18 protein-coding genes are annotated in these 25,215 nt (G+C 53.4%); 9 read left to right on the top strand and 9 right to left on the bottom strand.

The window, feature by feature from the left end; all coding sequences use genetic code 11:
- Positions 1-5: 5 nt before the first annotated feature.
- From L855_RS02780 to L855_RS02765, 4 genes are all read left to right on the top strand, one after another.
- Positions 6-1,343 carry a caspase family protein gene (locus L855_RS02780; protein ID WP_159783859.1) on the top strand — a complete coding sequence of 446 codons (1,338 nt, stop codon included), beginning with the start codon at positions 6-8 and terminating at the stop codon, positions 1,341-1,343.
- Between the two features lie 46 nt (positions 1,344-1,389).
- A complete protein-coding gene (locus L855_RS02775; protein ID WP_159783857.1) occupies positions 1,390-2,619 on the top strand; it encodes a molybdopterin molybdotransferase MoeA in 1,230 nt (409 codons plus the stop codon).
- A gap of 234 nt (positions 2,620-2,853) precedes the next feature.
- Complete coding sequence (locus L855_RS02770) at positions 2,854-4,446, top strand: glycoside hydrolase family 3 N-terminal domain-containing protein (RefSeq protein ID WP_159783855.1); 1,593 nt, start codon at positions 2,854-2,856, stop codon at positions 4,444-4,446.
- A gap of 343 nt (positions 4,447-4,789) precedes the next feature.
- Complete coding sequence (locus tag L855_RS02765; protein WP_159783853.1) at positions 4,790-5,017, top strand: DUF4327 family protein; 228 nt, start codon at positions 4,790-4,792, stop codon at positions 5,015-5,017.
- A 333-nt stretch (positions 5,018-5,350) separates the two neighbouring features.
- Here L855_RS02765 and L855_RS02760 read toward each other — a convergent pair whose 3' ends face one another.
- The 3 genes from L855_RS02760 to L855_RS22130 all read right to left on the bottom strand — a co-directional run bounded on the left by L855_RS02760 (position 5,351) and on the right by L855_RS22130 (position 7,516).
- Positions 5,351-5,743, bottom strand: coding sequence for a hypothetical protein (locus L855_RS02760; protein WP_159783851.1), 393 nt, complete (start codon positions 5,741-5,743; stop codon positions 5,351-5,353).
- 149 nt (positions 5,744-5,892) lie between these two features.
- Positions 5,893-7,122 carry an FIST signal transduction protein gene (locus L855_RS02755; protein WP_159783849.1) on the bottom strand — a complete coding sequence of 410 codons (1,230 nt, stop codon included), beginning with the start codon at positions 7,120-7,122 and terminating at the stop codon, positions 5,893-5,895.
- 271 nt (positions 7,123-7,393) lie between these two features.
- A complete protein-coding gene (locus tag L855_RS22130) occupies positions 7,394-7,516 on the bottom strand; it encodes a hypothetical protein (RefSeq protein ID WP_281349474.1) in 123 nt (40 codons plus the stop codon).
- Between the two features lie 77 nt (positions 7,517-7,593).
- Here L855_RS22130 and L855_RS02750 point away from each other — a divergent pair, with 77 nt between their 5' ends.
- Together L855_RS02750 and ppsA are read left to right on the top strand one after the other, a co-directional pair.
- Positions 7,594-7,821 (top strand): Calvin cycle protein CP12, encoded by a 228-nt coding sequence (locus L855_RS02750; protein WP_159783847.1) that lies wholly within the window; start codon positions 7,594-7,596, stop codon positions 7,819-7,821.
- Between the two features lie 342 nt (positions 7,822-8,163).
- Positions 8,164-10,665 (top strand): phosphoenolpyruvate synthase, encoded by a 2,502-nt coding sequence (gene ppsA / locus L855_RS02745; RefSeq protein WP_159783845.1) that lies wholly within the window; start codon positions 8,164-8,166, stop codon positions 10,663-10,665.
- Positions 10,666-10,677: 12 nt separating this feature from the next.
- Here ppsA and L855_RS02740 read toward each other — a convergent pair whose 3' ends face one another.
- Positions 10,678-10,815, bottom strand: coding sequence for a hypothetical protein (locus tag L855_RS02740; RefSeq protein WP_159783843.1), 138 nt, complete (start codon positions 10,813-10,815; stop codon positions 10,678-10,680).
- Between the two features lie 111 nt (positions 10,816-10,926).
- Between L855_RS02740 and L855_RS02735 the strand changes: the two genes are divergently transcribed.
- Positions 10,927-16,974: an ATP-binding sensor histidine kinase gene (locus L855_RS02735; RefSeq protein WP_159783841.1), complete on the top strand. Its 6,048-nt coding sequence runs from the start codon at positions 10,927-10,929 to the stop codon at positions 16,972-16,974.
- 3 nt (positions 16,975-16,977) lie between these two features.
- Here the strand turns inward: L855_RS02735 and L855_RS02730 are convergent, their stop codons facing one another.
- Together L855_RS02730 and L855_RS02725 are read right to left on the bottom strand one after the other, a co-directional pair.
- Positions 16,978-18,438 (bottom strand): BCD family MFS transporter, encoded by a 1,461-nt coding sequence (locus tag L855_RS02730; RefSeq protein WP_159783839.1) that lies wholly within the window; start codon positions 18,436-18,438, stop codon positions 16,978-16,980.
- A gap of 53 nt (positions 18,439-18,491) precedes the next feature.
- A complete protein-coding gene (locus L855_RS02725; protein WP_246198695.1) occupies positions 18,492-19,949 on the bottom strand; it encodes a BCD family MFS transporter in 1,458 nt (485 codons plus the stop codon).
- 183 nt (positions 19,950-20,132) lie between these two features.
- Between L855_RS02725 and L855_RS02720 the strand changes: the two genes are divergently transcribed.
- Both L855_RS02720 and L855_RS02715 read left to right on the top strand, forming a co-directional pair.
- Positions 20,133-20,711 carry an HD domain-containing protein gene (locus tag L855_RS02720; protein ID WP_219729853.1) on the top strand — a complete coding sequence of 193 codons (579 nt, stop codon included), beginning with the start codon at positions 20,133-20,135 and terminating at the stop codon, positions 20,709-20,711.
- Between the two features lie 45 nt (positions 20,712-20,756).
- On the top strand, positions 20,757-21,437 hold the full coding sequence (locus tag L855_RS02715) for a potassium channel family protein (protein ID WP_425500546.1): 681 nt from the start codon (positions 20,757-20,759) through the stop codon (positions 21,435-21,437).
- A gap of 81 nt (positions 21,438-21,518) precedes the next feature.
- Here L855_RS02715 and L855_RS02710 read toward each other — a convergent pair whose 3' ends face one another.
- The 3 genes from L855_RS02710 to dprA form a co-directional block, all read right to left on the bottom strand.
- Positions 21,519-23,183 (bottom strand): cation:proton antiporter, encoded by a 1,665-nt coding sequence (locus L855_RS02710; RefSeq protein ID WP_159783837.1) that lies wholly within the window; start codon positions 23,181-23,183, stop codon positions 21,519-21,521.
- Positions 23,159-23,950 carry a 5'/3'-nucleotidase SurE gene (surE, locus tag L855_RS02705; RefSeq protein ID WP_159783835.1) on the bottom strand — a complete coding sequence of 264 codons (792 nt, stop codon included), beginning with the start codon at positions 23,948-23,950 and terminating at the stop codon, positions 23,159-23,161. Before surE ends, L855_RS02710 begins: the two co-directional genes overlap by 25 nt.
- 92 nt (positions 23,951-24,042) lie before the next feature.
- Positions 24,043-25,212 carry a DNA-processing protein DprA gene (gene dprA, locus L855_RS02700; RefSeq protein ID WP_484591227.1) on the bottom strand — a complete coding sequence of 390 codons (1,170 nt, stop codon included), beginning with the start codon at positions 25,210-25,212 and terminating at the stop codon, positions 24,043-24,045.
- Between the last annotated feature and the right edge of the window lie 3 nt (positions 25,213-25,215).

Below are 25,215 nucleotides of genomic sequence, written 5' to 3'. Positions count from 1 at the left end.
TCCTCATGGGCCACCTCGTTCTGCTTGCTGTCGGACTCGATCAGTATCACTATCTTCAGCCTCTGCGGTTTGCGGTTCAAGATGCCCAGGGGTTGCGGGATCATCTTGTGGGTACCGGCCGGCTTTCCCCGGCTCATTGTGCCCTGCTCACGGAACAGTCCCCCCCCACCGACGATGGGATGGAGACGGAACCGAAAACGGCGGCGTTAGAAGCGTTGTTAGCCGACTGGCTCCCCCAGCAGGTGGGGACGGAAGATGTGGTCTGGCTATTTTTTAGTGGCTATGTGCTCAATCATGGCAGCCAGGACTATTTTTTGCTGCGAGATAGTGATCCCGAACGGCTCCCGGAAACGGCGATCGCCGCTCGTGGCTTGGTTGAGAAACTTCAGGCTCTCAAGAGTCGCCATATCACCCTATTTCTAGATATCCGCCGCCCTACGGCCCCGCAGTTGGGGCAACGGATTGGCTCGGAGTTAGTTCAGTTGGCCCAAACCACTGAGATTCCCCTATTGCTCAGTTGTCAGTTAGATGAGCGAGCGCGGGAATCGCGGGATTTGCGGCGAGGGCTATTTACCACTGCCCTAATTGCCGCCCTACGCTATCACAGCGATCGCACCCTCGCGGAGATTGAAGCTGACTTAAAGGTCGCTCTGCCTCCTTTGGCGGATCAATGTCGCCAACCGCCTCAAACTCCTTTATTGATTGCTTCGGAGGCTCAGAAGGGGCGATCGCTCTTTGTTAATGACGCTCCCTCAGTCCCCAGTCCCAGCCCAGAAACTACTCCAGACACCACCCCAGACCCCATTCCAGAAGCCACTCCAGACCCTATCTCCGAGGCTCAAGCGCCCCCCGTCCAGGAGAGGGCCGTCCCCAGCACCGCCTCGGCCCCCAGAGCCGGAGGCCTTTGGCAACTGGTGGCATTATTAGGGGCGATCGCCTCGTTCCTCATGCTGGGAGTTTTGGGTAACCCTCCTTCGCCAGAACGTGAGGAAACCACCCCCACCGCAGACATGCGCCCAGACCCACCAGAAACGCCCATAGACCCCAGTCAAAACCAAGAAATACTCCAACAAGCTCAAGACCAAATTGACCCCGGACAAGCCTCATCCTACTGGCGGGCGATCGAGCAAGTGCGACAAATCCAACCGAACCAGCCTCTCTATGATCAAGCCCAAGCGGCCATCAACGATTGGAGTCAGGATATCCTAGAGTTGGCCGAACGCCGAGCGGAGGCCGGGCAGATTCAATTTGCCATCGATGCGGCTCGCCTAATTCCCGACACTAGCCCCGCTTACGAGAGGGCCCAACAACAAATTGCCACCTGGGAAACCCAACTCCCCTAATTCCCGGCAAATCCTGTCACTATCAAGTTTCAATTCTGAAGTCTTTATGTTGTCTGTTGCTGACGCTGAACGTGTAATTTTGGCTGCTGTTCATCCCTTAACGGAGGTTGAGGGCATTCATCTCCCCGATGCAACGGGGCGCATTTTGGCCCAAACCGTGAGGAGTCAATTGGACTTTCCCCATTGGGATAACTCCGCTATGGACGGCTATGCGGTGCGGTTTGAGGATGTGGCGGACAGTTCCCGAGACAATCCCCGAGGGTTACAGGTGATTGAAGAGATTGCGGCGGGACAGCCTCCCCAGAACACCCTGGAACCGGGACAAGCGGCTCGCATTTTTACCGGGGCCATGGTTCCTCCAGGGGCGGATACCATTGTCATGCAGGAAAATACACGACGGGAGGGCGATCGCCTTGAGGTGTTAGAACCGCCCAAAGCGTTGGGGGAGTTTGTGCGTCATCGCGGCCGCTTTTACCAAGCCGGAACCCCTCTTCTCAATCCGGGGATTCGTCTGCGAGCGGCGGAAATTGCGGTGTTGGCGGCGGCTCAATGTAATCTGATTAAGGTAATTCGTAAACCTCGTGTGGCGATTCTCTCGACGGGGAGTGAGTTGGTGGCCCCGGATCAGCCTCTGAAACCGGGGCAAATTGTGGATTCAAATCAATATGCGCTGGCGGCGTTTTTGCAGCAGTTGGGGATTGAGGCGTTGCGGTTGGGGATTGTGGCCGATGACCCCCAGGTGCTGCGTCAGAACATCCGGGAAGCTCTGCAATGGGGAGATGTGGTGCTGTCGACGGGAGGCGTTTCGGTGGGAGATTATGACTATATTGAGGGGATTTTACAGGAGTTGGGGGGCGAATTATTGGTGCGATCGGTGGCGATTAAACCGGGAAAACCCTTGACGATGGCTCGTTTTTCCAAGTTGCGATCGCTCTATTTTGGACTACCGGGAAATCCGGTATCGGCGTTAGTGACGGCTTGGCGATTTGTTCAACCGGCTCTGCTGAAACTCTCAGGATTAAGTCAAGGTTGGCAACCCCAATTTGTAGAGGCAACAACGGAGTTAGCGTTACCGGCTGCCCCTAGTCGAGAAACCTATATTTGGGGACGGGTAACGATTCGGGATGGGCATTTCTACTTTAATTGTGCTGGAGGAAGTTTTAGTTCAGGAAATTTGGTGAATTTAGCTCAAACGACTGCCTGTGCGGTGATTCCGGTGGGGAGTTCTGCCATTTCGGCGGGAGATAAGGTGTCTTTGCTGCTGCTGAGTACCTGACAGATAGACTGAAACTAAAAGGAGAGTTTATGGCAAACAACGTTGAAAACATTTATACAGAAATTATTTCCAGCCTGCCTCTAACGGTTTGTTCTCTTGTTGCGTTTTCAAGATTCAGGTTTATTAGTAAAATTTATGGCAGATTAAAATCCCGATCGTAGGGGCGAAAAATTTTTCGCCCCTACGATTTTGTATCCAATTCGTTATCCATGATTAATTATTTATTGTATTCCAATGTTTAATCCTTCGGACCTATCTCTCCGTCGTCTTGTTGCCCAGATGTTTGTGGTTCGGGCTTCAGGACATCTATTTGACTCGCAAATCCGCTATCCAGCCTGGGAACCGGCTCGGGAGCGGTTGCAGCATTGGATTGAGGATTGGGGCATCGGTGGGGTATTGCTCATTGATGGGAGTGTGAGTGAGTTACGGCTGAGAACGGAGCAATTGCAAGGTTGGGCGGAGATTCCCTTGCTCCTCTGTGCCGATATTGAGGAGGGGGTGGGGCAACGCTTTACGGGGGCCACCTGGTTTCCGCCGCCGATGGCGTTAGGTGAGATGGCCCGAGAGGATTTGGCCCAAGCAGAAGGGTTGGCCCGGGAGATGGGCCAATGGTTGGCCTCGGAAGCGGTGGCGGCAGGATTAAACTGGATTTTGGCCCCGGTGGTGGATGTGAATAATAATCCCGAGAATCCAGTTATTAATGTGCGATCGTTTAGTGACAATCCGGGGATCGTTACGGCGTTGGCAACAGCGTTTATTGAAGGTACTCAAACTCAGTCGGTTTTAACTACCGCTAAACATTTTCCAGGCCATGGGGATACCAGCGTGGATTCCCATTGGCAGTTGCCGAAATTGCCCCATGATGCTCAACGCCTGGATGAGTTGGAGTTGTTACCGTTTCGGGGAGCGATCGCCGCTGGGGTGGATGCGGTGATGACGGCTCATGTGCAGGTTCCTCTCTGGGATGAACAGGCCCCCGTGACGCTCTCCCCTAAGATTTTGCGGGAGCAGTTGCGGGGTCACTTGGGCTTCGAGGGGTTGGTGGTGACGGATGCTCTGGTGATGGGGGCGATCGCCAACCAATATGATGCCCGAGAGGCGGCTGTGTTAGCCGTAGAGGCGGGCAATGATATTGTTTTGATGCCTGAGGACTTACCCGGTGGCATTGAGGCGGTCTGTGAGGCGGTGCAGTCGGGGCGAATTAGCCGCGATCGCATCCTAGAGTCGGTGCAACGGATTGCCAAAGCTAAAGAAAAGCTCAAACCTTCGACGACGTCGGCGTTGCCAGATTTAGCCCAGGTGAGCCGCCGTGAGGCTCGGGCCCTGGGCGATCGCATCCTCCAGGGTTCGGGCCAGGGGCGATCAGGGGCTGTGGCGGCAGTGAAACAGGGGTATAACCTGGTGATTGTGGATGATTGGCTGCGTAGCCGCTATCTAGACCACCATTCTCCGGCGATCGCGCTCCCCAAACAGCAGGGATATCAGCCTTATTTGCTCGATCTCCACGGCGATCGCCACCCCAGTGCCGCGATCATTTCCCAACCTACAATTGTTCAAGTTTTTATTCGCGGTAACCCCTTTGGAAGCAGTGCCGCCTTGGCAAACCTCAGTGAAGAATGGCTTAACAAATTATTAAGAGATGGCGACTTGAGGGCGATCGCCATTTATGGTAGTCCATATAGTCTCAAACGATTCCTGCGCCAGATCCCAACATCTGTTCCCTATGCCTTTTCCTTTGGACAAATGGCCGCAGCCCAAGAGGTCGCCCTTAGTCAGTTATTCCCAGATTCGCGGCTAGATTGGTCGTCGTTGACCCCTTTAGCCTAAGTTTGCCCCCTTTGGCCTGCGTACGGACCACTAGGTTCAGATTTGTTAGGATGGCGTACAGGAGGACCGCGTCCAAGGATCTCGGAGCATTCACAATCTAGGACGATGCCCAACTTAATGAAAATTCATTAAACTTGAGTATAATTGAGTTGTCCCTACCCTAAGGATCCTCAATTGTTTGTATAGAAGGTTACAGCTTCTGACATCTGTTGTCCGGATCCGGTTGGCATACCTCGACTCAAGCTTAGATTTAACCGAGTCTTAAGTCCTCGCGATTCCGACTCAGCTCAGCTACTCCATCTGTCTACAGTTCAGCTCACGCTATATCACAAAGGGATATATTATGACTCTCACCACAACCACCCGATACACTATTGAAACCATTGAAGAGGAAGCTCGTCACTTGGTGCAAAAGGGATCTGTCAGCCGGCAGCAGCCGATTTACACGCTCTGCGTCCATATCCCAGCTCGCCATTGGGCTTCTGTTGAGATTGAACTTGAGAAGCACGACTACCTCTTACGCGATCGCATTGGCGATCTGGTCGGCCCCGAGACCTGGGAAAACGACTAGGTAACGACCTACCCCCTCTGTTCCCGCCGTCTCCACGACCATTTAAACAAGGCTCAGGAGATGAGGAAGTAGTCCTTGTTACCGTTTTGTAAACTTTTTTCCGATTTCGGTAACAAAATGTGACGGCTTCGAGCCATTGTTTCTAGAGAGCCAGCTTCACAGAGCCGGAGCGGTACCCTTTCGGGAGTACTGCTCTGCTCGCTTGTCTATCTCCGCCAAACCTCCGTTACAGAACAACGGTGAGCCGTTTTTCGACAGCTCACCGTTGAAGTTTTTTGGGCATTTTGGGGAATCTGGGAAGGTTTGGGCGATCCCTCAAACCGAGATGGACGTCTAAGACTCGGAGTTAGAGTCAGATTTAGAATTGCGTAGTTGTTCCAACTCCTGACGTAATTTCGCCACCATCTCCGAGAGTTCCTCCAACTCTTCTTCCGTCGCGGGTTCACCGTCGGGGCTTTCGGTATCGCCAGTGACATCAACCGTCCGGGGCCCATCTGTCGATTGGGTTCCCAGGAGTTCGTCTACAAAGCGGCGTGCTTCGAGTTCGGTGATCTCTCCTTTTTCCGCCAACTGCTGCACTAAGACTTCCCAATCCTGGTTTTGTAGGGCCTGGAGATTTTCCTCCCGTTTCTGAGCATCCTGCAAACTTTCAAGAGCCGTCGAGGCGGCACCCACCGTGGCGCGGAAACTGGTTTGTAACGATTGCATCAAGGTATCAGGGTTCATAGGACTTTGACTGGTAAAGGGCTAGGGCTTTGACTGTATGTTAACAAACGTGAAGGGCGATCGCGCAAAAAGCGCCCCTAACCCCCAGATTTGCAGTGAAACCTTGTTCCCGGTGGCCGATTCTCTGGCGTTGCATCCCCTCTCCCGTCTCAGTAACGGGGACGACAAATGCCTAAGACGGAGGTATACCCATGTAGGAAGGTCGAGCCGCCTACGGGACCAATTTCTCCATTGCAGAAGAAGCCACTCAGGGGCAGATGGGGAAGATAGCGATGGAACAATTGGGAGTCAAAATTAGGCTGACCATATAGGCCACGTCCTCGTCCGAGACAGGCAAACATCACGGCCCCAAAGGGTTGGGAGGGTCCCGGAGGAGACTGGGCGTAGCGTTGTAAGAGGGTTTCTAGGTCATCGGCGGAGGTTTGGGCATCCCGGAGGTGAAACTGAACCCGCTGTCCGGGACGCACGCGATCGCCAATGGCAATGGCCCCAGCTTGGGGATCAACCCCGACGAGATTGCGAATCAGAAAATCCCCGGCTTGGAGCTGTTGGGTAAACTCATCCCGCACCACGCCAATAAATAAAGACTGTTGGGCTAATTCGCGATCGCCCTGGCTTAACTCCGTAATCAACTCTCGTAATAACTCCAGGGGAGGCCGGGCCGTTTCTGTTTGTCCTAAGTCATCCAGGGCCAGAATGATGTTGCGTTCGCCTGAGGCCACTCGATAGGGTTTGCCGATGGGACGGCATCCCTGGGCCACGATCGTATCGAGTTGGATATTTCCTGACAGAGCTAGGCCCACCACCCCCTCACTCACGGTGCGATCGCCACAAAACAAACTACTACCATTGGCAAGCGCACCACTGGAGAGTCCCCCCACTTTGGGAGCGCTGGGATAGGCATAATCGAGGCCCTGAAGACAATCAGTGATGCCCGTCATCAGGGGATCAGCCAAGATAATAAATTGGGGATCATCCCCTGGATTCACTCCCAACTCCTCCACCCAGCGATCGGGAGGACTATCGAGATCCGGCAAATCCTCCAACGAGAGATAAAATTCTTGAATCTTCACCGCCGGCAAGTGAGCGAGGGTGAGGCTCAGGCCAATATCCCCCTCAATTTCCACTGTCTTGATGGACTCGCCCCCAGTCTGACGGTTGCCGATAACACCTCCTCCTCCACAACCGATGAGGGGAATATCCGGGAGTCGCTCTCGCAAGAGGGGCAACACACGCGGATAATCACTTGCAAACGCCGAGGAGATGAACACCAACCCGACATCAGGGGGATTGGTAAGAGCGGCGAGGGCCGTGTCCACCACATCAGCGATGGCGGCTTCGAGAGACGGACGAGTTGACAGGGAATTAACCCACTCCATAGGTGTTTCTCTTCCAATGATAGGGGGGACAGGATCGATGGCCGGAGAATAAAGAGCGATCGACGGCAAATCTAAAAAGAACGATAGGGTTTTGGCACTCTCGCCCTATTTTCGGGTATGAGTGATCCTAGCAAGAAGCGACCCGAACTCAAGCCTGCATCGGGGAGTCCCTCAGAGGAGGCGGCAGCGTCCCCATCCTCAGTCTCTAGAGACGAGCCGGGATCTCAGCTTGGGTTTTAAGCTTTCTTGTTAAGATCGATCAGGCAACTGTTCACGGGAGACTATCTCGTGGGGACAGTGGCGATAGAGTCAGCCCTGAGGGGGCGATCGCCCCGCCCTCTGGCTCTGTTTCCCGTTCTTGAAACAGGAGCCAATCACCGACCAATTTAGACATTGTCTCAGAGCTAGGTTCCCCTAGCTTCGATAAGATGTCTAAACTAAGAACAGGTAACTATCCAAACGGACGAGATTATGAGCGACAACAACATCCAAAGCCAAATTGAGCAAGAGCGCCAAGCTGCACGTGACGCTTGTGACACCAGTGGAGCCAATTCTAAGGAATGTGCTGCCGCCTGGGATGCCGTCGAAGAGTTACAAGCAGAAGCTGCTCACAAGAAGAACAAGCCTGAAAAAACGTCTTTCGAGACCTACTGCGACAACAACCCTGACGCGGCAGAATGCCGAGTATACGACGACTAGACACCATACCCCCAAGACCAACGCTTGTCAGCCAGGCGGTGAGGGCAACCCCTTCACCGTCTTTTCTTTGGCCCCAGGCTGCGATCTCCCCGGCTAGTGGGACAGTCAGCTCCTGGGTGCTTGGGCATTAACCCTAACAAAATGACAACAAACAACAAGCCCCCTTATTATACGCCTTATCCTCGCAAATAAATGATTATTTTAACAATCTTTTTATCCCTTCAAAAAGCTTCACCATACAGTAAAAAAAGCGAATTATAAACAATCATTAAAAAGTCGTCACCTTCCAGAGTAAGGTCGATACCATAATAAATGAAGCTTAGCCACGTGGGATGGATAATTATGGTTACTAGCGCACCTCAATCTACCTCTGGATACTCCAAGACCGAAAGCCTTGTTTTATGGTTTGAAGATGTTGGAATTGCTGATGTTCCCCTAGTTGGCGGTAAAAACGCCTCCCTAGGAGAGATGATTCAACAACTCTCCGCTAAAGGGGTAACCGTCCCCACGGGCTTTGCTACCACCGCCTATGCCTATCGCTATTTTGTCAAACAAGCCGGACTCGAAAGCAAACTCCGGCAACTGTTTTCTGACCTGGATGTTGAGAATCTAAAAAACCTGCGCGATCGCGGTAAACAGGCCCGTGCCTTGGTTTTGAATACCCCCTTCCCCAAAGAATTGGAAGTGGCGATCGCCACCGCCTACTTCAAGCTTTGCGAACGCTATGGCGCAGACACCGACTTTTGTGAACGCTTCGATCCCGAGTATCGCCAAGCCTGCAAAGAATACAGCTACGATACCGACGTTGCCGTGCGATCGAGTGCCACCGCCGAAGACTTGCCCGACGCCAGTTTTGCCGGACAACAAGAAACCTATCTCAACGTTCATGGCGCCAAATCAGTCCTAGAGGCCTGTCACCGCTGCTTCGCCTCCATTTTCACCGATCGCGCCATCTCCTATCGCACCATCAAAGGCTTTGACCACTTTGACGTTGCCCTCTCCGTTGGCGTCCAGAAAATGGTCCGCTCTGACCTAGCCTCCTCTGGGGTCATGTTCTCCATCGACACCGAAACCGGTTTCAAAGATGCCGCTCTCATCACCGCCGCCTATGGCTTAGGTGAAAACGTGGTTCAAGGTGCCGTCAACCCGGACGAATACTTTGTCTTTAAACCCACCCTCAAACAGGGCTTCCGTCCCATTCTAGAAAAACGCCTCGGCAGCAAAGAGATCAAAATGGTCTATGACGTGGGCGGTGGAAAACTCACCAAAAACGTCCCCGTTGCCGAACCCGAACGTCTCAAATTCGCCATTACCGATGACGAAGTCCTAACCCTGGCCAAATGGGCCGTCATTATCGAAGACCACTACAGCGAAGTCCGGGGACAATATACCCCCATGGACATTGAATGGGCCAAAGACGGACAAACCGGGGAAATGTTTATCGTCCAAGCCCGTCCTGAAACCGTCCAATCCCAGAAATCCGGCAACATCCTCAAACACTATCGCCTCCAAGGAACCAGTGAGATTCGCGTCACCGGACGAGCCGTGGGTGAAGCCATCGGCCAAGGGTTAGCCCGAGTGATTCGCGACGTGCAACAAATCGACGAATTTGAAGCCGGTGACGTCCTCATCACCAACAAAACGGATCCCGACTGGGAACCGATTATGAAGAAAGCCAGCGCCATCGTCACTAACCAAGGAGGACGCACCTGCCACGCCGCCATTATCGCCCGAGAAATGGGCATTCCCGCCATTGTCGGCTGTGGAAACGCCACCGGTGTCTTGAAAACCGGCGAAGAGGTCACCGTCTCCTGTAGTGAAGGGGAAGAAGGAAAAGTCTATGCCGGGTTAGTTCCCTTCGAGATTGAAGAAACCGTCCTCGATAACCTCCCAACCACCCAGACCAAAATCTTGATGAACGTCGGTAACCCCGAAGAAGCCTTTGGTCTCTCTGCCATTCCCTGTGACGGGGTCGGCTTGGCTCGCTTCGAGTTCATCATCGCCAACCACATCAAAGCTCACCCCTTGGCCCTGCTGCACTTTGACGAACTCGAAGATGCTGCCGTCAAACGGGAAATCGCGACCTTGACCGCCGAGTACGACGATAAACCCCAGTTCTTCGTTGATAAACTGGCCTACGGCATCGGCACCATCGCCGCCGCCTTCTACCCCAAACCCGTGGTCGTTCGGATGTCCGACTTCAAGAGCAACGAATATGCCAACCTCCTCGGGGGACGGCAATTTGAACCCCACGAAGAAAACCCGATGATTGGCTGGCGTGGTGCATCTCGCTACTACGATCCCAAGTATGCCCCCGCCTATGGTTTGGAATGCAAAGCCTTGAAACGGGTTCGCGATGAGATGGGACTCACCAACGTCATCCCCATGATTCCCTTCTGCCGCACCCCTGACGAAGGCCGTAAAGTTCTAGCCGAAATGGAAAAATATGGGCTGAAACGGGGCGAAAATGGTTTGGAAGTCTATGTCATGTGCGAGATTCCCAGCAACGTCATTCTCGCCGATGAATACAGCAAGGTCTTTGATGGCTTCTCCATTGGGTCTAACGACTTGACTCAGTTGACCCTCGGTTTAGACCGTGACTCCGGCTTGGTGGCTCATATCTTCGATGAACGCAACGAAGGGGTGAAAACCATGGTGCGGATGGTCATCGAACGGGCGAAAGCCAACAATCGCAAGATTGGCATCTGTGGTCAAGCCCCGAGTGACTATCCTGAGTTTGCCCGCTTCCTCGTCGAACAAGGCATTGACTCCATTAGCTTGAACCCCGACTCAGTCCTCAAAACCATTCTCGACATTGCTGAGTTTGAGTCCAGCCGCTCCTAAATCCATGATTGACTAGCTGAGGGGGATGCTCCTTAACTCCCACTGATTCACGTCCCCAATGGCACTATTGGGGACGTTTTGCTGTATTTTAACCTCGGTGCGATCGCGCTTGCCCCAGAGTGCGTCAAAATAGTAAATATCATCATTCATTCCCTAGACCCCCTGGCTCGCCCACCCTCTCTCCACAATGGCCATCTCTGAAGGCTAATGCCCCTCAAACGGTCCTAGAATTTGTCAACTGTCAACGGTAAACTGTCAACTGTGCTGAGCATTCTTCTTCCCGGTTATCAGCTTAGTTCACCCATCTACGAGAGCGTGAACTCCTTAGTGTATCAAGGACAACGCGAACGGGATGGATTGCCAGTCATTCTGAAAATCCTCAAGAGCGATCGCGCCACGGCGACGGAAATTGCCCGCTATCACCAGGAATATCACATCACCCAACAACTCGACCTGGATGGAGTGGTGCGGGCAGTCGCCCTGGAAACCTATCAAAATACCCTGGCCATTGTTTTAGAGGATTTCGGCGGACTGTCTCTGAAGCAATATTTAGCTCAACGCCCTTCCCATCGCTTACGATTGCCCGAGTTTCTGGATTTAGCCATCCAAATTGTGGAAATTCTCGGACAAATTCATGGGGCCAATATCATTCATAAGGATATTAACCCCGCCAATCTTCTCTACAATCCCGAACTCAATTGCGTCAAGGTGATTGATTTTGGCATTTCTAGTCAAGTTACACCGCCCTATACGGTTCTCCCCAATCCCAGCATCTTAGAGGGAACCCTGCCCTATATGTCCCCGGAACAAACAGGACGCATGAACTGTTCCCTGGACTATCGCAGTGATTTTTACTCCCTGGGGGTGACGTTTTATGAGCTGTTGTTAGGACGCTTACCCTTTGATAGTACTGACACCATGGAGTTGGTACATTGTCATATCGCCCAAAATCCCACCCCACCCCATGAGATTGATGCGAGTATTCCGCCGGCCCTGTCGGGGATTTTGCTCAAACTCCTGGCCAAAACGGCCGATGAACGCTATCAGAGTGCTTGGGGGATTCAGACGGATCTCGTGCTGTGTTTGATGCAGTTGGAAGCCACGGGAACGATTGAGGATGTGACCCCCGGCGAAAATGATGTAGTCAACAAGTTTCGCATTCCTCAAACCATTTACGGGCGCGATCGCCAACTCGGACAACTCCATCAGGCCTTTGAAGCCATTGGCGCAGTTCCCCAGGCCGACAAGGGCGCTTCACCCGCCTTAACCCGCACCCAGTCCACCTCGGCCATTTTTATTATGGGAGAGTCGGGGATCGGTAAAACAGCCCTGGTGGCCGAAAGTTATAAACCTCTGACCCGTCATTGTGGCTATTTCGTCTCCGGGACCTTTCAGCGATCGCGACGGGACAGTTCCCCCTCTAGCAGCGAGTCTATGGCAGCCGTAGACCGGACCTCAGGAGGCCCCCTGGCCTATGGTGGCTGGATTAGCGCCCTGAGCGAACTGATCCGCCAACTGTTGACAGAAACGGAAACGTCCTTGGGCCAATGGCGCGATCGCATTCTCCACGCACTTCTACCCCAGGGGCAGCCCCAGCCTAACTCGGAAGATAACGCAGACTTTGCCGATTTGCTGGCTCTGATCCCCGAATTGCAATTGGTGCTGGGGCCGAACTTACCCCCCAATTTTGAGATGCAGGAGCGCCGGCTAGGCGATGGCGAAGCCTACGGGAACCGCAATCGCCCCACCTGTCCTCGAGAACGGCTACAACAACTTCTGCAAGTCTTTGCTCGTAGTAGCGATCCCTTTGTGGTCTTTCTGGATAATCTGCAATGGGCTGATTTAGACAGCTTAGCCCTGATTGAAACCCTCCTGAGCGATCCTAAATCCCAATCGTTCCTGGTTATTGCCGCTTATCGGGATAATCAAACCCGTCTGCTCCGGCAACCCCTGGCGCACCCCCCCACCTCTTCCTCCCGCTTTGCCCTCAACTCAATTCTTTCTCTACAAGAGCGACTCCAGGAGCGCGGCTGTCGGGTAGAACAACTTCACTTGCAGGGCTTGGAACTCGAAGCGATCGCCGCTCTTGTCGCCGATACCCTACAAAATAGCCTCAAAACGGTAATGCCCCTGGCGGCTCTGATTAGCCAAAAAACCAACGGGAACCCCTTCTTTGTCCGGGAATTTCTCAAAACCCTCGATCGCGAACAACTCTTACGGTTCGATGACGAGTCTATGAGTTGGCAATGGGATATTGAGCGCATCAAGGCCCAGGATATTACCGATAATGTCTTGGAATTTTTGCTCGATCAATTCAAAACCCTACCATCGCAAACTCAATATCTACTCCATCTAGGATCAGTGGTGGGGATGGAGTTTGATTTGGATCTGATTGCCGATTTAGTCAATGGCTCCCCCGAGGAGTTATTTCAGAACTTAATTCCGGCGTTGGTGGAAGGTTTGGTGCAACCGCAAGCCAAGAACTCCGGGCCTGGGGGGGCGCTCACGGCCTCAGCGGCTCTTCCGAGGGACCCTCAAGAGGTGTTGTTATTGCGACAATATCAATTCCTACATGAACAAGTCCAGCAGGCGGCCTACCAGATGGCTCAAGGGCGATCACAGCTCGGCTACGCTTGCTTCCCGCAGGGGTTCGCCTCAACGACCGCTCCCCTGACCAATCGCGAGGGGGCCCCGAAAATTTCTGCCGACACGGCCAAGTTGCATCTACAAATTGGCAAACGACTGTTACAGCGGGCCCAACATCCCCCAGTGACCCCACCGGAGTCCTCAAGCGCCTCCGGGGAGCGGGTGGTCAGCGAGCGTAGCCGAGCTGTGGATTGGGCAATTCCTCCCCGTGATATTTTTGAGATTGTCTATCACTGGAATTTGGGTCAAGGGGCGATCGCCGAGACGGAGGAGACCATCCAACGGGCACAACTCAATTACCTCGCCGCCCAACGGGCACGACTCACCGGAGAGTATACAGGGGCGATCGCCTATAGTTTGGCAGGAATTGAGGCTCTCGGAGAAACGGCCTGGTCAGCCACACCGCAATTATCCTTTAATCTACATTTAGAACGAGCGCGGGCGAACCTTCTCCAGGGGAATCTCGATCGCAGCCAAGACTTACTGAAGATTCTCTACCAGCAACAGCCCCAAGATGCCCTACGCACAGAATTAGATCGCCTGGCCCTAGCGGCCTTGAGCCTGCGCGGTGAAGTAGACGCCGCTGACAGCCTGGCCCGAAGTACTCTCTTACGTTTGGGACTCGCCCCGGAACTGCCTCCCCTCATCTCCGGACTCCCCATAGCCTCATTGCCCCATTGGCATCCTGACCAGTTGAGTCAACCCCCCTCTGAGGCCATCTCCGCCCTGGATCAGCTTCTCGGTCAAACCCTGACCTTCTATCTCACCTATGCCCCCCGGAGTGCCTGTTGTCAGGAGATTGTGCAGCAGCTATTACGGCGATCGCAACAACTCGGTCCGACTCCCGCCACTCCCCTCGCGGCAGCGGTGTACAGTGTCATGCTCCTCAATCAGGGGCATAAAGACCTAGCCCAAACCTGGGTCAGGGCCGTTGAAGCCTTGCTCCCCCATCCAGATCCCCGTAGGGGCGACCCCTTGCGGGCAGGGAGCGTAGCCGAGCTGTGGTCGCCCGACCCCCTGCCCGAACCCTTATATGAACCCTTGTGGTCTTCTAGGGGAGCAGAGGGAACGGCTCAGGAGACGGCCCGGTTAGCTCAACTCCCCAGCTCCCGTGAAGCCGCAGACCCCGGACTCGGCCACCCCAATCCCTATCCGGGTTGGAGTGATTTAGAATTAGCCCGCCAGGTGTATCCTCGGCTGTATGGGATTCCTCGGGCGCTGTCGCTGCTGGATGCGGCGGAGCGTCATAGCCGGGGGGTGGGGGACTGGCTCGCCCTGGGGGTGATGATTGTCGAGCGATTATATCTGGAGTTTTATGGGGGGAAAGCCTTAAATATCCTTGCGGGGGATATTGCTCAAGCCTTGGAATGGTGCCGCAAGTATCAACATCATTGGGCCATGGATGCCCTTAAGGCGTTGCAGATGCCCCTGCGGTATTTGCGCGTTGGCTTGACGGCTGAGGAAATGACCCCTGAGGTGGTGCCGTTGGCACAACTGGCTCCGAGTCAGCGACGATTGTGGGCCTGTACTGAAATTCATTGCGCTTGGATTCTGTATTTGGAGCGAGAGTATGAGCCGGCCTTGGCTCGGTTAGAGGGGGTGATGACTGCATCAGGGGCAATCATCGCTCCTGGGGAGGTGAGTCCTCTGACTTGGGCCCTGGGACGTTCGATTATGGCTCTGTGCTGGAGTGCTTTGACGGCAGTCGGTGAGCCGCTGCCTGAGCCATTTCTGACCGTTGCGGCGGAGTTGGAATCCTGGAGTCATGACTGCCCTGAGACCTTTGCCAGTTTGGCGGCGATGGTTCGGGGAGAGCGGTACCGCTTACAGGGCAACGAAGGAGAGGCCATCGATGAGTATGATGCGGCCATCGAACGGGCCGTTGAGAGCCATTGCCCCTATGGGGTGACTTTGGCTCATGAGTTGGCAGCTCAGTTTTGGCTCCAACGACAGAAACCCAAGATTGCCCGGGTGTATCTGGCTGAAGCCTATACGGCCTACCAACGTTGGGGGGCCCGTCATAAGGTGGAACAGTTGGCACAAACCTATGGGTCGTTGCTGTCGGTGGCGACGCTGGCGTTGCAGAATGAGGCAGACTCCGACTCGTTCAACCGTCGCGTCAATATGAGTTTGGACTATACGCGATCGCGCGCGGCGGTGTTGGATGTGACCACCGTCATGAAGGCGGCCCGCTCCTTATCTGGGGAGATTGTGCTCGATCGCCTGTTAGGGAAATTGATGAAGTTGGCGATCGCCAATGCGGGGGCCACCCGGGGGGCAATTATTCTCGATCGCATGGGCCAACTGACGTTAGAGATTGTGCAAACCGTGGGTGATCTCGATGAGGAGAGCGAGGACGAGTCTGGAGAGGGGTCTGAGGAGGATAATCGCCCCCTTCAGTCCGGTTTACGGCCGGGGATTTCCATTGAGGCCTGTGACAGTTTACCCCGCTCCGCCATTCATTATGTGGCGCGTACCAATGAGAGCGTGGTGCTCAATGATGCCACCGCCGAGTCTGCGTTTGTCAACGATCTCTATATTCAGCAGTTTCAACCCAAATCCCTCCTCTGTGCCCCGATTCAGGGGAAAGGGAAGTTAATTGGCCTGTTGTATCTAGAGAACAATCTCACCGCTGGGGCCTTTACCCGCGATCGCCTCGATGTCCTGATGTTACTCTGCGCCCAAGCGGCGATCGCCCTAGAAAATGCCCGCCTCTACGAAAACCTGAAACAGTCGGAATTACGGGAGCGCGATCGGGCCCAACAACTGCGAGATTCCTTAGAAGAACTCCAACAAGCCCAACTGCAACTGGTGCAAAGTGAAAAAATGGCCACCCTCGGGCAACTGGTGGCTGGGGTCGCCCATGAAATTAATAATCCTGTGGGCTTTGTCGATGCCAATCTCAGTCATGCCGCTGGCTATATTGAAGACCTCCTGGGACTGTTAGAACTCTATCAAGAAACCTTCCCCGACCCCGGAGAAGACATTGAAGAGGAAATGGAAGAAATTGACCTAGAATTTATTCTCAAAGACCTGCCCCAAATCCTCAGTTCCATGAGTGTCGGCACAGAACGCATCCGCCAAATTAGTCGCTCCCTGCGCACCTTCTCCCGAGCCGATACCTCCGCAAAAGTTGCTGTCAATATCCACGAAGGCATTGACAGCACCCTGATGATTCTCAAACCGCGTTTGAAATTCACCCAGGCCCGTCCCAGCATCCAAATTGTCAAAGACTATGGAAACCTTCCAGAAATCAAATGTTATGCCGGCCAACTGAACCAGGTCTTTATGAACATCATCGCCAATGCTATTGATGCCTTTGATGAAGCCAATGAGGGTTTGACATTTGAGGAAATTGAGCAACATCCCAATGAGATTACCATTAGCACCGAGTTAGTCAAAACGCCCCCCTCCGAGGACGCTGAAGAAACAAACCCCGACTGGGTGATTATTCGCATTCGTGATAATGGTCCAGGAATGCCCGATGAGGTGCGTGACAATATTTTCAATCACCTGTTTACCACCAAAGCCGTGGGCAAAGGCACTGGGTTAGGCCTGTCGATTTCTCATCAAATTGTCGTTGAGAAACATCAGGGTCGTCTCAGTTGTTTGTCGAGCGTTGGTGAAGGAACCGAATTTGTGATTGAAATCCCCAGCGAGTAAGGTCTACTCCAAGTCCTCTTCCATAACACGACTCACGGCATTTTGGGTGCTGGCTTGAAATTCCTTGATATTAATCCGTTTTAACAGAACTAACGCCAGGAGGAGTCCTAAAGCTTGTAGCAAAAACACCAACCCATAGGCCAACAGGGGAGACTCAAAGGCCCAGGTTCCAAAGTTTAACACCCCACCACTAATCATGGCGGAAATTCCTCGGGCCATCGCTTTGGCCAATCCCAACGCACCGATAAAGGTTCCTGCCGTTTCCGCCGCCGTTAAATCCAGCATGAGATTGGTGACTCCAGCCATGAGGGTTCCGGCAAAAAGTCCATAAAACAGAAACGCCGTTTGCAGTAATTCCACCCGCTGGTCTACTCCAGCAATGATGAACAGCAACGCACAGACTGAAGCCCCAAGACAGCCATATTGGCTAGTGCGTTTTGTCCCCAGACGGGGAACCAGGACAAAACCCGCACTGGAAATGCCCACGATAGTTCCAATGCCGAGAAAGATATTTAATTGAGTCGTTGCGGCGATACTCATACCAAAAACCTGTCCGCCATAGGGTTCAATCACCACGTCGTACATAAAGAGGCTAATGGTGAGCAGGAGTAAGAAGCTCAAGCAGAACCAGGTTTGACGACTCGCCGTGAGAACGCGAAGGGCCATTTTCAGAGTGACACGCTCCTTGGAGTCGGCCACCATCGAGCGTTGGTGATAGCGAGAGTATTTCTCTTCGATACCGACGGTAGCCAGGAAACAGAGGCTCAGAACGATCGCCGGAACAATAATAAAGACGCGGTTCACCGTGAGACTGAGGGCCGGGATATCCACCTGTTCCAGATTGCCGAGGGTTTCGGCCCCAGTCTCGGGTTGGTTAAGAAGGGTTGAGCCAATCATCGCTCCAGCAATGGTTCCCAGTATCAGCATAGACCCGGCTACGCCAATGAGTTTAGAGCGATGATCTTCATCGGAGATATCCACCAACATCGCTGCGAAGGGAGTGGAACTGGCATCTATGGAGAGGCCATAGAGCATAAAACAGCCCACAAACAGAGCGGCCCAGCCGTAGGTAGGGGCGGCCGTCATGCCGTTGGTTTGCAGGCTAAGACCCAGTTGCCAGAGGACTTGTACCGTGATAAACGAGAGACTGGTGAAGAGAACCGCACCAATCCAGACATAGCCGCTGCGATGTTTGCCAAAGAGGGGTGTAGAGTCCGAGAGTTGTCCGAAGAAGACGCGAGCCGGGGAAACAAACCGTTTCATGGCAATGGCCCCAGTGGCGATCAGAGCAGGAACTCTCAACTCGTCAATGGCGATACGGTTGATGATAGCTAGTGTGAGCAAAGACATCATCCCCAGTCCTAACTGGAATAGACCCAGACGAAACATGGTGAAGATGTTAAGGCGAGGCAGGGAGGGTGGGGTCAGGTCTGAGTTAGTGGCGGGGCGATCGCGCGTTTCCATAGAGCCTCTCAAAAGTGGGCCGGGGAGGCATAGGGTTCAGGATCGAATCGGATTCACTCTAACTCCCCTTCCATCACACGACTGACCGCAGTCTGGGTGCTGGCTTGGAACTCTTTGATATTGACCCGTTTCAGAAGAATCAAAGCCAGGAGTAAGCCCAGGGATTGCAGCAAAAAGACTGAGCCATAGGCCAATAGAGGAGACTCAAACAGCCAAGTTCCCAGGTTCAAGACCCCCCCACTGACAATGGTAGAAATGCCCCGGGCCATGGCTTGGGCCAGTCCCCAGGCACCGATAAAGGTTCCAGCGGTCTCAGCAACCGTTAAATCCAGCATGAGACTGGTGGCCCCAGCGGTTAGGGTTCCGGCGAAGAGTCCATAAAAGAGGAACGCGGCTTGCAGTAATTCCACCCGCTGGCCCACCCCAGCAATGATGAATAGTAAGGCACAGACCGAGGCCCCGATACAGCCATATTGAGTGGTGCGTTCCTTCCCCAGACGGGGAACCAGGAGAAAACCTGTACCGGAAATGCCCACCAAGGTTCCAATGCCAAAAAAGACATTCAATTGAGTGGTTTCAGCGATACTCATACCAAAGACTTGGCCGCCATAGGGTTCAATCACCACCTCGTGCATAAACAGGCTAATAGTGAGCAGAAGTAGGAAGGTGAAGAAGAACCCCGTTTGACGACTGGCGGTGAGAACGCGAATGGCGGTTCCCAGGGTGACGCGCTCCTCGGAGTTGGCCACCATGGAACGCTGGCTATAGCGGGAGTATTTCTCTTCGATACCGACGGTAGCCAAGAAACAGAGCGTCAGAACGATCGCCGGAACAATAATAAATACAGGGTTAACAGTACGACTGAGGGCCAGGATATCCACCTGTTGCACGTTGGTGAGGGCTTCATTGCCATTGTCAGGCTCGCCCAGGAGGGTTGAGCCAATAATTGCCCCAGCAATAATCCCCACCATTAACATCGACCACACCACACCAATGAGTTTAGAACGATGGTCTTCATCGGAGATATCCACTAACATGGCGGCGAAGGGGGTGGAACTGGCACTAATGGAGAGGCCATAGAGCATAAAACAGCCCGCAAACAGGGCGGCCCAGCCGTAGGTAGGGGCCGTCATGCCACTGGTTTGCAGGCTCAGGCCCAGTTGCCAAAGGACTTGTACGGTGATGAAGGAGAGGCTGGTGAAGAGTACCGCGCCAATCCAGACATAGCCGCTGCGATGTCGTCCAAAGAGGGGTTTAGAATCCGAGAGTTGCCCGAAGAAGACACGAGCCGGGGAAACCAGCCGTTCCATGGCAATGGCCCCGGTGGCGATGAGAGCCGGGATTCTCAGTTCGTCAATGGCGATGCGGTTGACAATGCCGAGAGTCAGTAGGGACATCATCCCCAGTCCCATCTGGAATAGGCCCAGACGAAACATGGTGAGGAGACTAAGACGAGGCAGGGGTTGGGGGATAAATTCGGGTTCAGTCGTGGGGCGATCGCGGGTATCCATAGCCAGGAGTAAAATGGTCTGCGAGGGCGTAGTTTTCAGTGTAGTGGATTTTTGGTGTCCGGTAGCAGAGGAGGTTCTTCTGGCGGTGGAGCGGCTAACGTGCGACAGGTTGAGGGTGACATCACCCTTCCTGCCACCATCACCCGTGGCAAAATTGGACTGTTCCGATTATGGGGTTGACTTATGGTGCTATCACAACGATTTACAGAGGCTCTCCTATGGGTCACAGAACTCCATCAGCAGCAGATTCGCAAGGGGTCGGGGGTTCCCTATATCGCTCATCTGTTGGGAGTCACCAGCGAGGCATTAGAACATGGGGCCACGGAAGATGAGGCGATCGCCGCCCTACTCCATGATGCCATTGAAGACTGCGGTGGCCGACCCATTGCCCTGGAGATTCGTCGCCGCTTCGGGGACAATGTCGCGGCAATTGTCGAAGGCTGCACCGATTCCGAAAATCAGCCTAAACCCCCCTGGCGAGAACGCAAGGAGGCCTATATTGCCCATTTGCGTACCGCCTCCCCCTCCGTACGTCTCGTCTCGGCGGCGGATAAACTCTATAATTCGCGCTCAATTCTCAAAGATTATCGCTGCGTGGGTGAGACGATTTGGCAGCGGTTTGCCGGGGGGCGATCGGGCAGTTTATGGTACTATCGCGCCGTGGTGGATACCCTAAAAGCTGTGGATGACCGTCCTATCGTTGCCGAGTTAGAGCGAGTTGTTTGCGAGTTGGAGACCCTAACTCCCTCAGTCCCGTCTTAAACTAAAGATATCCCAACGCCCTCATCGACGAGCCAGTAATACCGAATGATGTATATCTTAATTGGTGGAGCAGGGATGACTGGATTAGCCCTCGCCAATACACTTCTCAATATCGGTCATACCATCGCCATTGTTGACCCCGACCCCTTAGCCTGTCAATATGCCCGCGAAAAAATTGGCGTCATGGCCTTTGAAGGGAGTGCGGTCAATACTACCACCCTCATTGAAGCCGGGATTCGTAAAGCCGATGCGGTGATTGGGGCCTTGCGAGAAGATGCCCTAAACTTAGCATTTGTGACCCTCTCGAAGCATTATGGGGTCGCTCAAATTATTGTGCGGATGAGCGATCGCGATTTTGCGGAACCCTATCAACTCGCCGGGGCAACCCATATTATTAGTACCACGCAACTGGCCATCAATCGCATTATTAATGCCATTGAATATCCTCAAGTGGATGCCATGATGCACTTTGAACAAGGACAAGTCGAGGTGTTGAAACTCTCGTTACCGCAAGATTGTTATATTGTGGGTCATACGGTGGCTGAAATTGCTCAGGATGAGCGGTTTCCTGAAGGGACCTTAATTATTGGTTATCAAGCTCATGCTCATGAAGATTTAATTATCCCCAATGGGAGTACAATCCTTGAAAGTGGTTCTAATATTTTGGCAGTGACAAAGCCAGATTTGGTGCGGGATGTGATTACCTTTCTCGGGTTATGTTCTTAGGATGGCAGTAGGGGCAATTCCTTGCGGTCAGCGAGCGATAGCCGAGCTATATGGAAAAAAGAGAGAGAGGTGAGAGAGGGATTAGTCGTCTTGGAGAGACATCAGTTTTTGATTAAGTGTATCAACATAGGAATTGGCGAGTTCGTTGGAGAGGAGTCCTTTACGGACAGCATCGTTGATAGCACCCTTTTCGGCGAGATAAAGACGACGACGTAAGCCATCTAAATAGCCTCCCGGTTCGAGGGGTTGATCCTCGTGAATCATACGCTGGTTATAGAGGTCGCGTAGTTCTCGTTCGGCGGTGGCAATTCTGGCTTGGTAGTTGGCAAAGAGTTCTTCGTAGAGAGATTTGGGTAAACTGCCAGATTCAAAAAGATTATTGAGTTCTTTTTGGGCAGCTTTGGAAGCAATTAGGGTTAACTGCAAGGTTTCAATCCTCTCTTTAGCGGGAGAGGGACGAGTTAGGTTTAATTGTTTGACAAGCCAGGGCAAACTCAATCCCTGTCCAATCAGCGAGACTAAAACGGTACTAAAGATGAGCGTGATGATATTTTCTCGTCCAGGCAATGTAAACGGTAAACTCAGGGCGAGTGCCATCGATAGTGACCCTTTGACGTTGCCAAAAATCAAAACATGCTGCCATTTTAACGGTAAAGGTCTGTCAAAAAATCGAACCAGATAGAGTAGGGGGTAAATTGAACAAATTCTGCCAAGTTGATACCCTACAATTGCTAACATTGCACTAGGAAGAGTGACCCATAAAATTTCGGGTTCTATCTCAATACCAACCAGGAGAAAGATAAAGGTGTTGACCCCGAATCCTGCATATTCCCAAAAATTCAGGAGTGTGACTTTGATGGATGCCGAGGTTTTATTAAAGCCAGAATTGCCAATAACTAATCCAGCAATGACGACGGCGATCGCACTGGAAACCCCTAATAGTTGTCCAATCTGAAAGGTTCCCAAGGATACTGCTACTGTCAAGAGAGTATTACTCAAGGCATCATTGAGTTGTTTGAGAAGTCCGACACAGAGATAGCCGAGTCCCAGTCCTAGGAGAGTTCCCCCAACCAAGGCAATAAATAGCTGTTCAAATCCTTGCCAAATTGTAAAAGAACCTTGGCGATGAATGGTGCTAATCATCGTCAACAGAACCAGGGCAATGCCATCATTAAAGAGACTTTCCCCCTCAACAATAGTGATTAAGCGTCCGGGAACTTTAACGGTTTTAAAGGCACCAATCACCGAGACCGTATCAGTAATGGTCAAAATCACACCGATCGCCGAAGCGGTAATCCAAGCCACATCGAGGCCAAAGCGCAAAAATGCCGTGGTAATGGCCGCCGCTAGAACCACCCCCGGTCCCGCCAACAACAAAATCGGTTTAATGGTACTTCGCAGTCGGCTGATGTCGGTATTAATCGCCGCCTCAAAAATGAGAATCGGCAGAAACAGATTGAGAATGACATCAGGATTCAAGCCAATATCAGCGGGGAGGGCTTGTTTCGTAATCAATAAACCGCCCAACACTAACCCCACCACATAGGGAATGCGAAAGCGGCGGGTAATCAGGGCCACTGCCGTGGCGACCAATAGTAAGATAATCGAGGCCCCCACTAACCCCGTCACCTGAGTTGAGTTGGCTGTTAAGGCCTCTTCTACCGTTTCAGAAACCGTCTCAGAGGTTTGAGCAAGAGTTTCAGAATAAATGGTTAATAACACTAAATCTGCTTCAGCCACTCCCATCCTTGCATCTGATCCAACATCGGCTGACAAATCAGCTTCGATTGTAGAGGGGTGATTGTAATATAGTTTTGACTCACGGCGATGCCGTCAACGGGAATCTCGGCCTTCTCCGGTTCATCATCCAACTCTTCTAAGATTTCTCCGGCTAACCAGTAGTAAGTTTTGCCGCGCGGATCGACTCGTTTCTGAAACACATCGGTGTAACGACGGACACCTTGACGGGCCAGGGTGACTCCCATGATGCGATCGCCCGTGACGGGAGGAATGTTCACATTCAGGAGAATCGGGCCCTCAGTCCGGCGATCGCCCAACTGGGCCATTAACTTTAAGGCAAACTCCACCCCAGGCTGGAAATTGCGGCAGGTAAAACTGGCTAAACTGAAGGCCACACTGGGAATCCCCTCAATATATCCCTCTAGGGCCGCAGAGACGGTTCCGGAATAAATAATATCAGTGCCGACGTTGGACCCATGGTTAATCCCGGCCAAGACAAAATCGGGGGGACTGTCCATTAAGGCACTGAGGGCCAATTTAATGCAATCGGAGGGGGTTCCTGAACAGGCCCAGGCGGCGATACTAGGGTGAAAGCGATCGTCAACAGGTTCGGCCCGAATCGGTTGGTGCATCGTCAAACTATGGCCGGTGGCGGAACGCTCTCGATCGGGGCAAACAACGGTTACGTCATGGCCCGCCTCGGCTAGGGCATTGGCCAAGGATTGTACCCCCTGAGCGAGAATACCGTCGTCGTTACCAATTAGGAGTTTCATAGGGGAGGGAACAGGGAACAGGGAACAGGGAACAGGGGGAAGAAGGCAGTAGGCAGTAGGGGGAAGAAGGCAGTAGGCAGTAGGGGGAGGGGTTAGGTTCGTTGATAGCGTAGGCCGGGGAGGGCGGAGATTAGCCCCATCAATTCTAACTGTAAGAGGGCGCTGGAGACAGCGGACGCTTCGGTGGCGGATTTTTCGACGATGATATCGAAGGCGGTGGCTTCAGGGGCGACGGCGGCGAAGACTTGGGCCAGATGGGCCGGTACGTTGACGGGTGGGGGGGCGGCTGGACTGGGAGATGGGTTGACCGATTCCTGCTTTTGCGATGAGGGTTCTGGCCGGAGGCGAGGGGTGGGGACGGTGAAGCTGGGCATTTCTTGCAGGGTCTGAATCAGGTGGTCTTCGTCCATGACCAGTTGGGCCCCTCGGGAGATGAGACCGAGACAGCCTCGGGAGTTGGGGTTGTCGAGGGAACCGGGAACGGCGTAGACATCGCGGCAAAAGTCGTTAGCGAGATAGGCGGTGATTAGGGCCCCCGATTTTTGTGGGGCTTCGGTGACGAGGGTGGCGCGACTTAAGCCGGCGATGATGCGGTTGCGTTGAGGAAACTGGAGGCGATCGGGTGGGGTTCCGGCGGGATATTCACTCACCACTAACCCCTTCTCGACAATCTCTTCATAGAGACTTTGATTGCGACGGGGATAGACCACATCCACTCCCGTTCCCAGGACGGCCACGGTTCGCCCGGCCAGGGTTAAACAGGTGCGGTGGGCCTCAGTGTCAATGCCCGCTGCGAGACCGGAGACAATGGTAAACCCGTCTTGGCTGAGGCGGCGACTGAGGCGGCGTGTCCATTTGAGACCGTAGGGACTGGGGTGACGAGTTCCGACAATGGCGATGGTGCGGGCGTTTCCCTCCATTTCCTCGGGGTCTGGGACGCCCCGATAGTACAGCAGCGGCGGCGGGGCGTGAATTTCTCGTAAGAGTCGCGGGTATTCTCGATCGCACAGGGTCCAGAATTGGGGATTGGCTTGGAGATGCTTGGCGTAGAGTTGTTCTGGGTTCAGATGCGATCGCTGTCGGAGGATATCGGCGGCCAGCTGGGGGCCGATTCCCTCGACGGTCAGCAGTCCCGCCTCTGACTCACTCCAGGCGGCTTCTAGAGACCCAAATTGCTCATTTAAGCGACCCATCAACACCGACCCAATGCGCTTAATTTGAGTCCAAGCCACCCAATAGGGGCGATCGCGGTTCATGGCCATGAG

Origin of the sequence: Sodalinema gerasimenkoae IPPAS B-353, from assembly GCF_009846485.1 — a bacterium.
GTDB lineage: Bacteria > Cyanobacteriota > Cyanobacteriia > Cyanobacteriales > Geitlerinemataceae > Sodalinema > Sodalinema gerasimenkoae.
The sequence above is the reverse complement of the archived record's forward strand: the minus strand, read 5'-3'. Positions and strand labels throughout refer to the sequence as shown.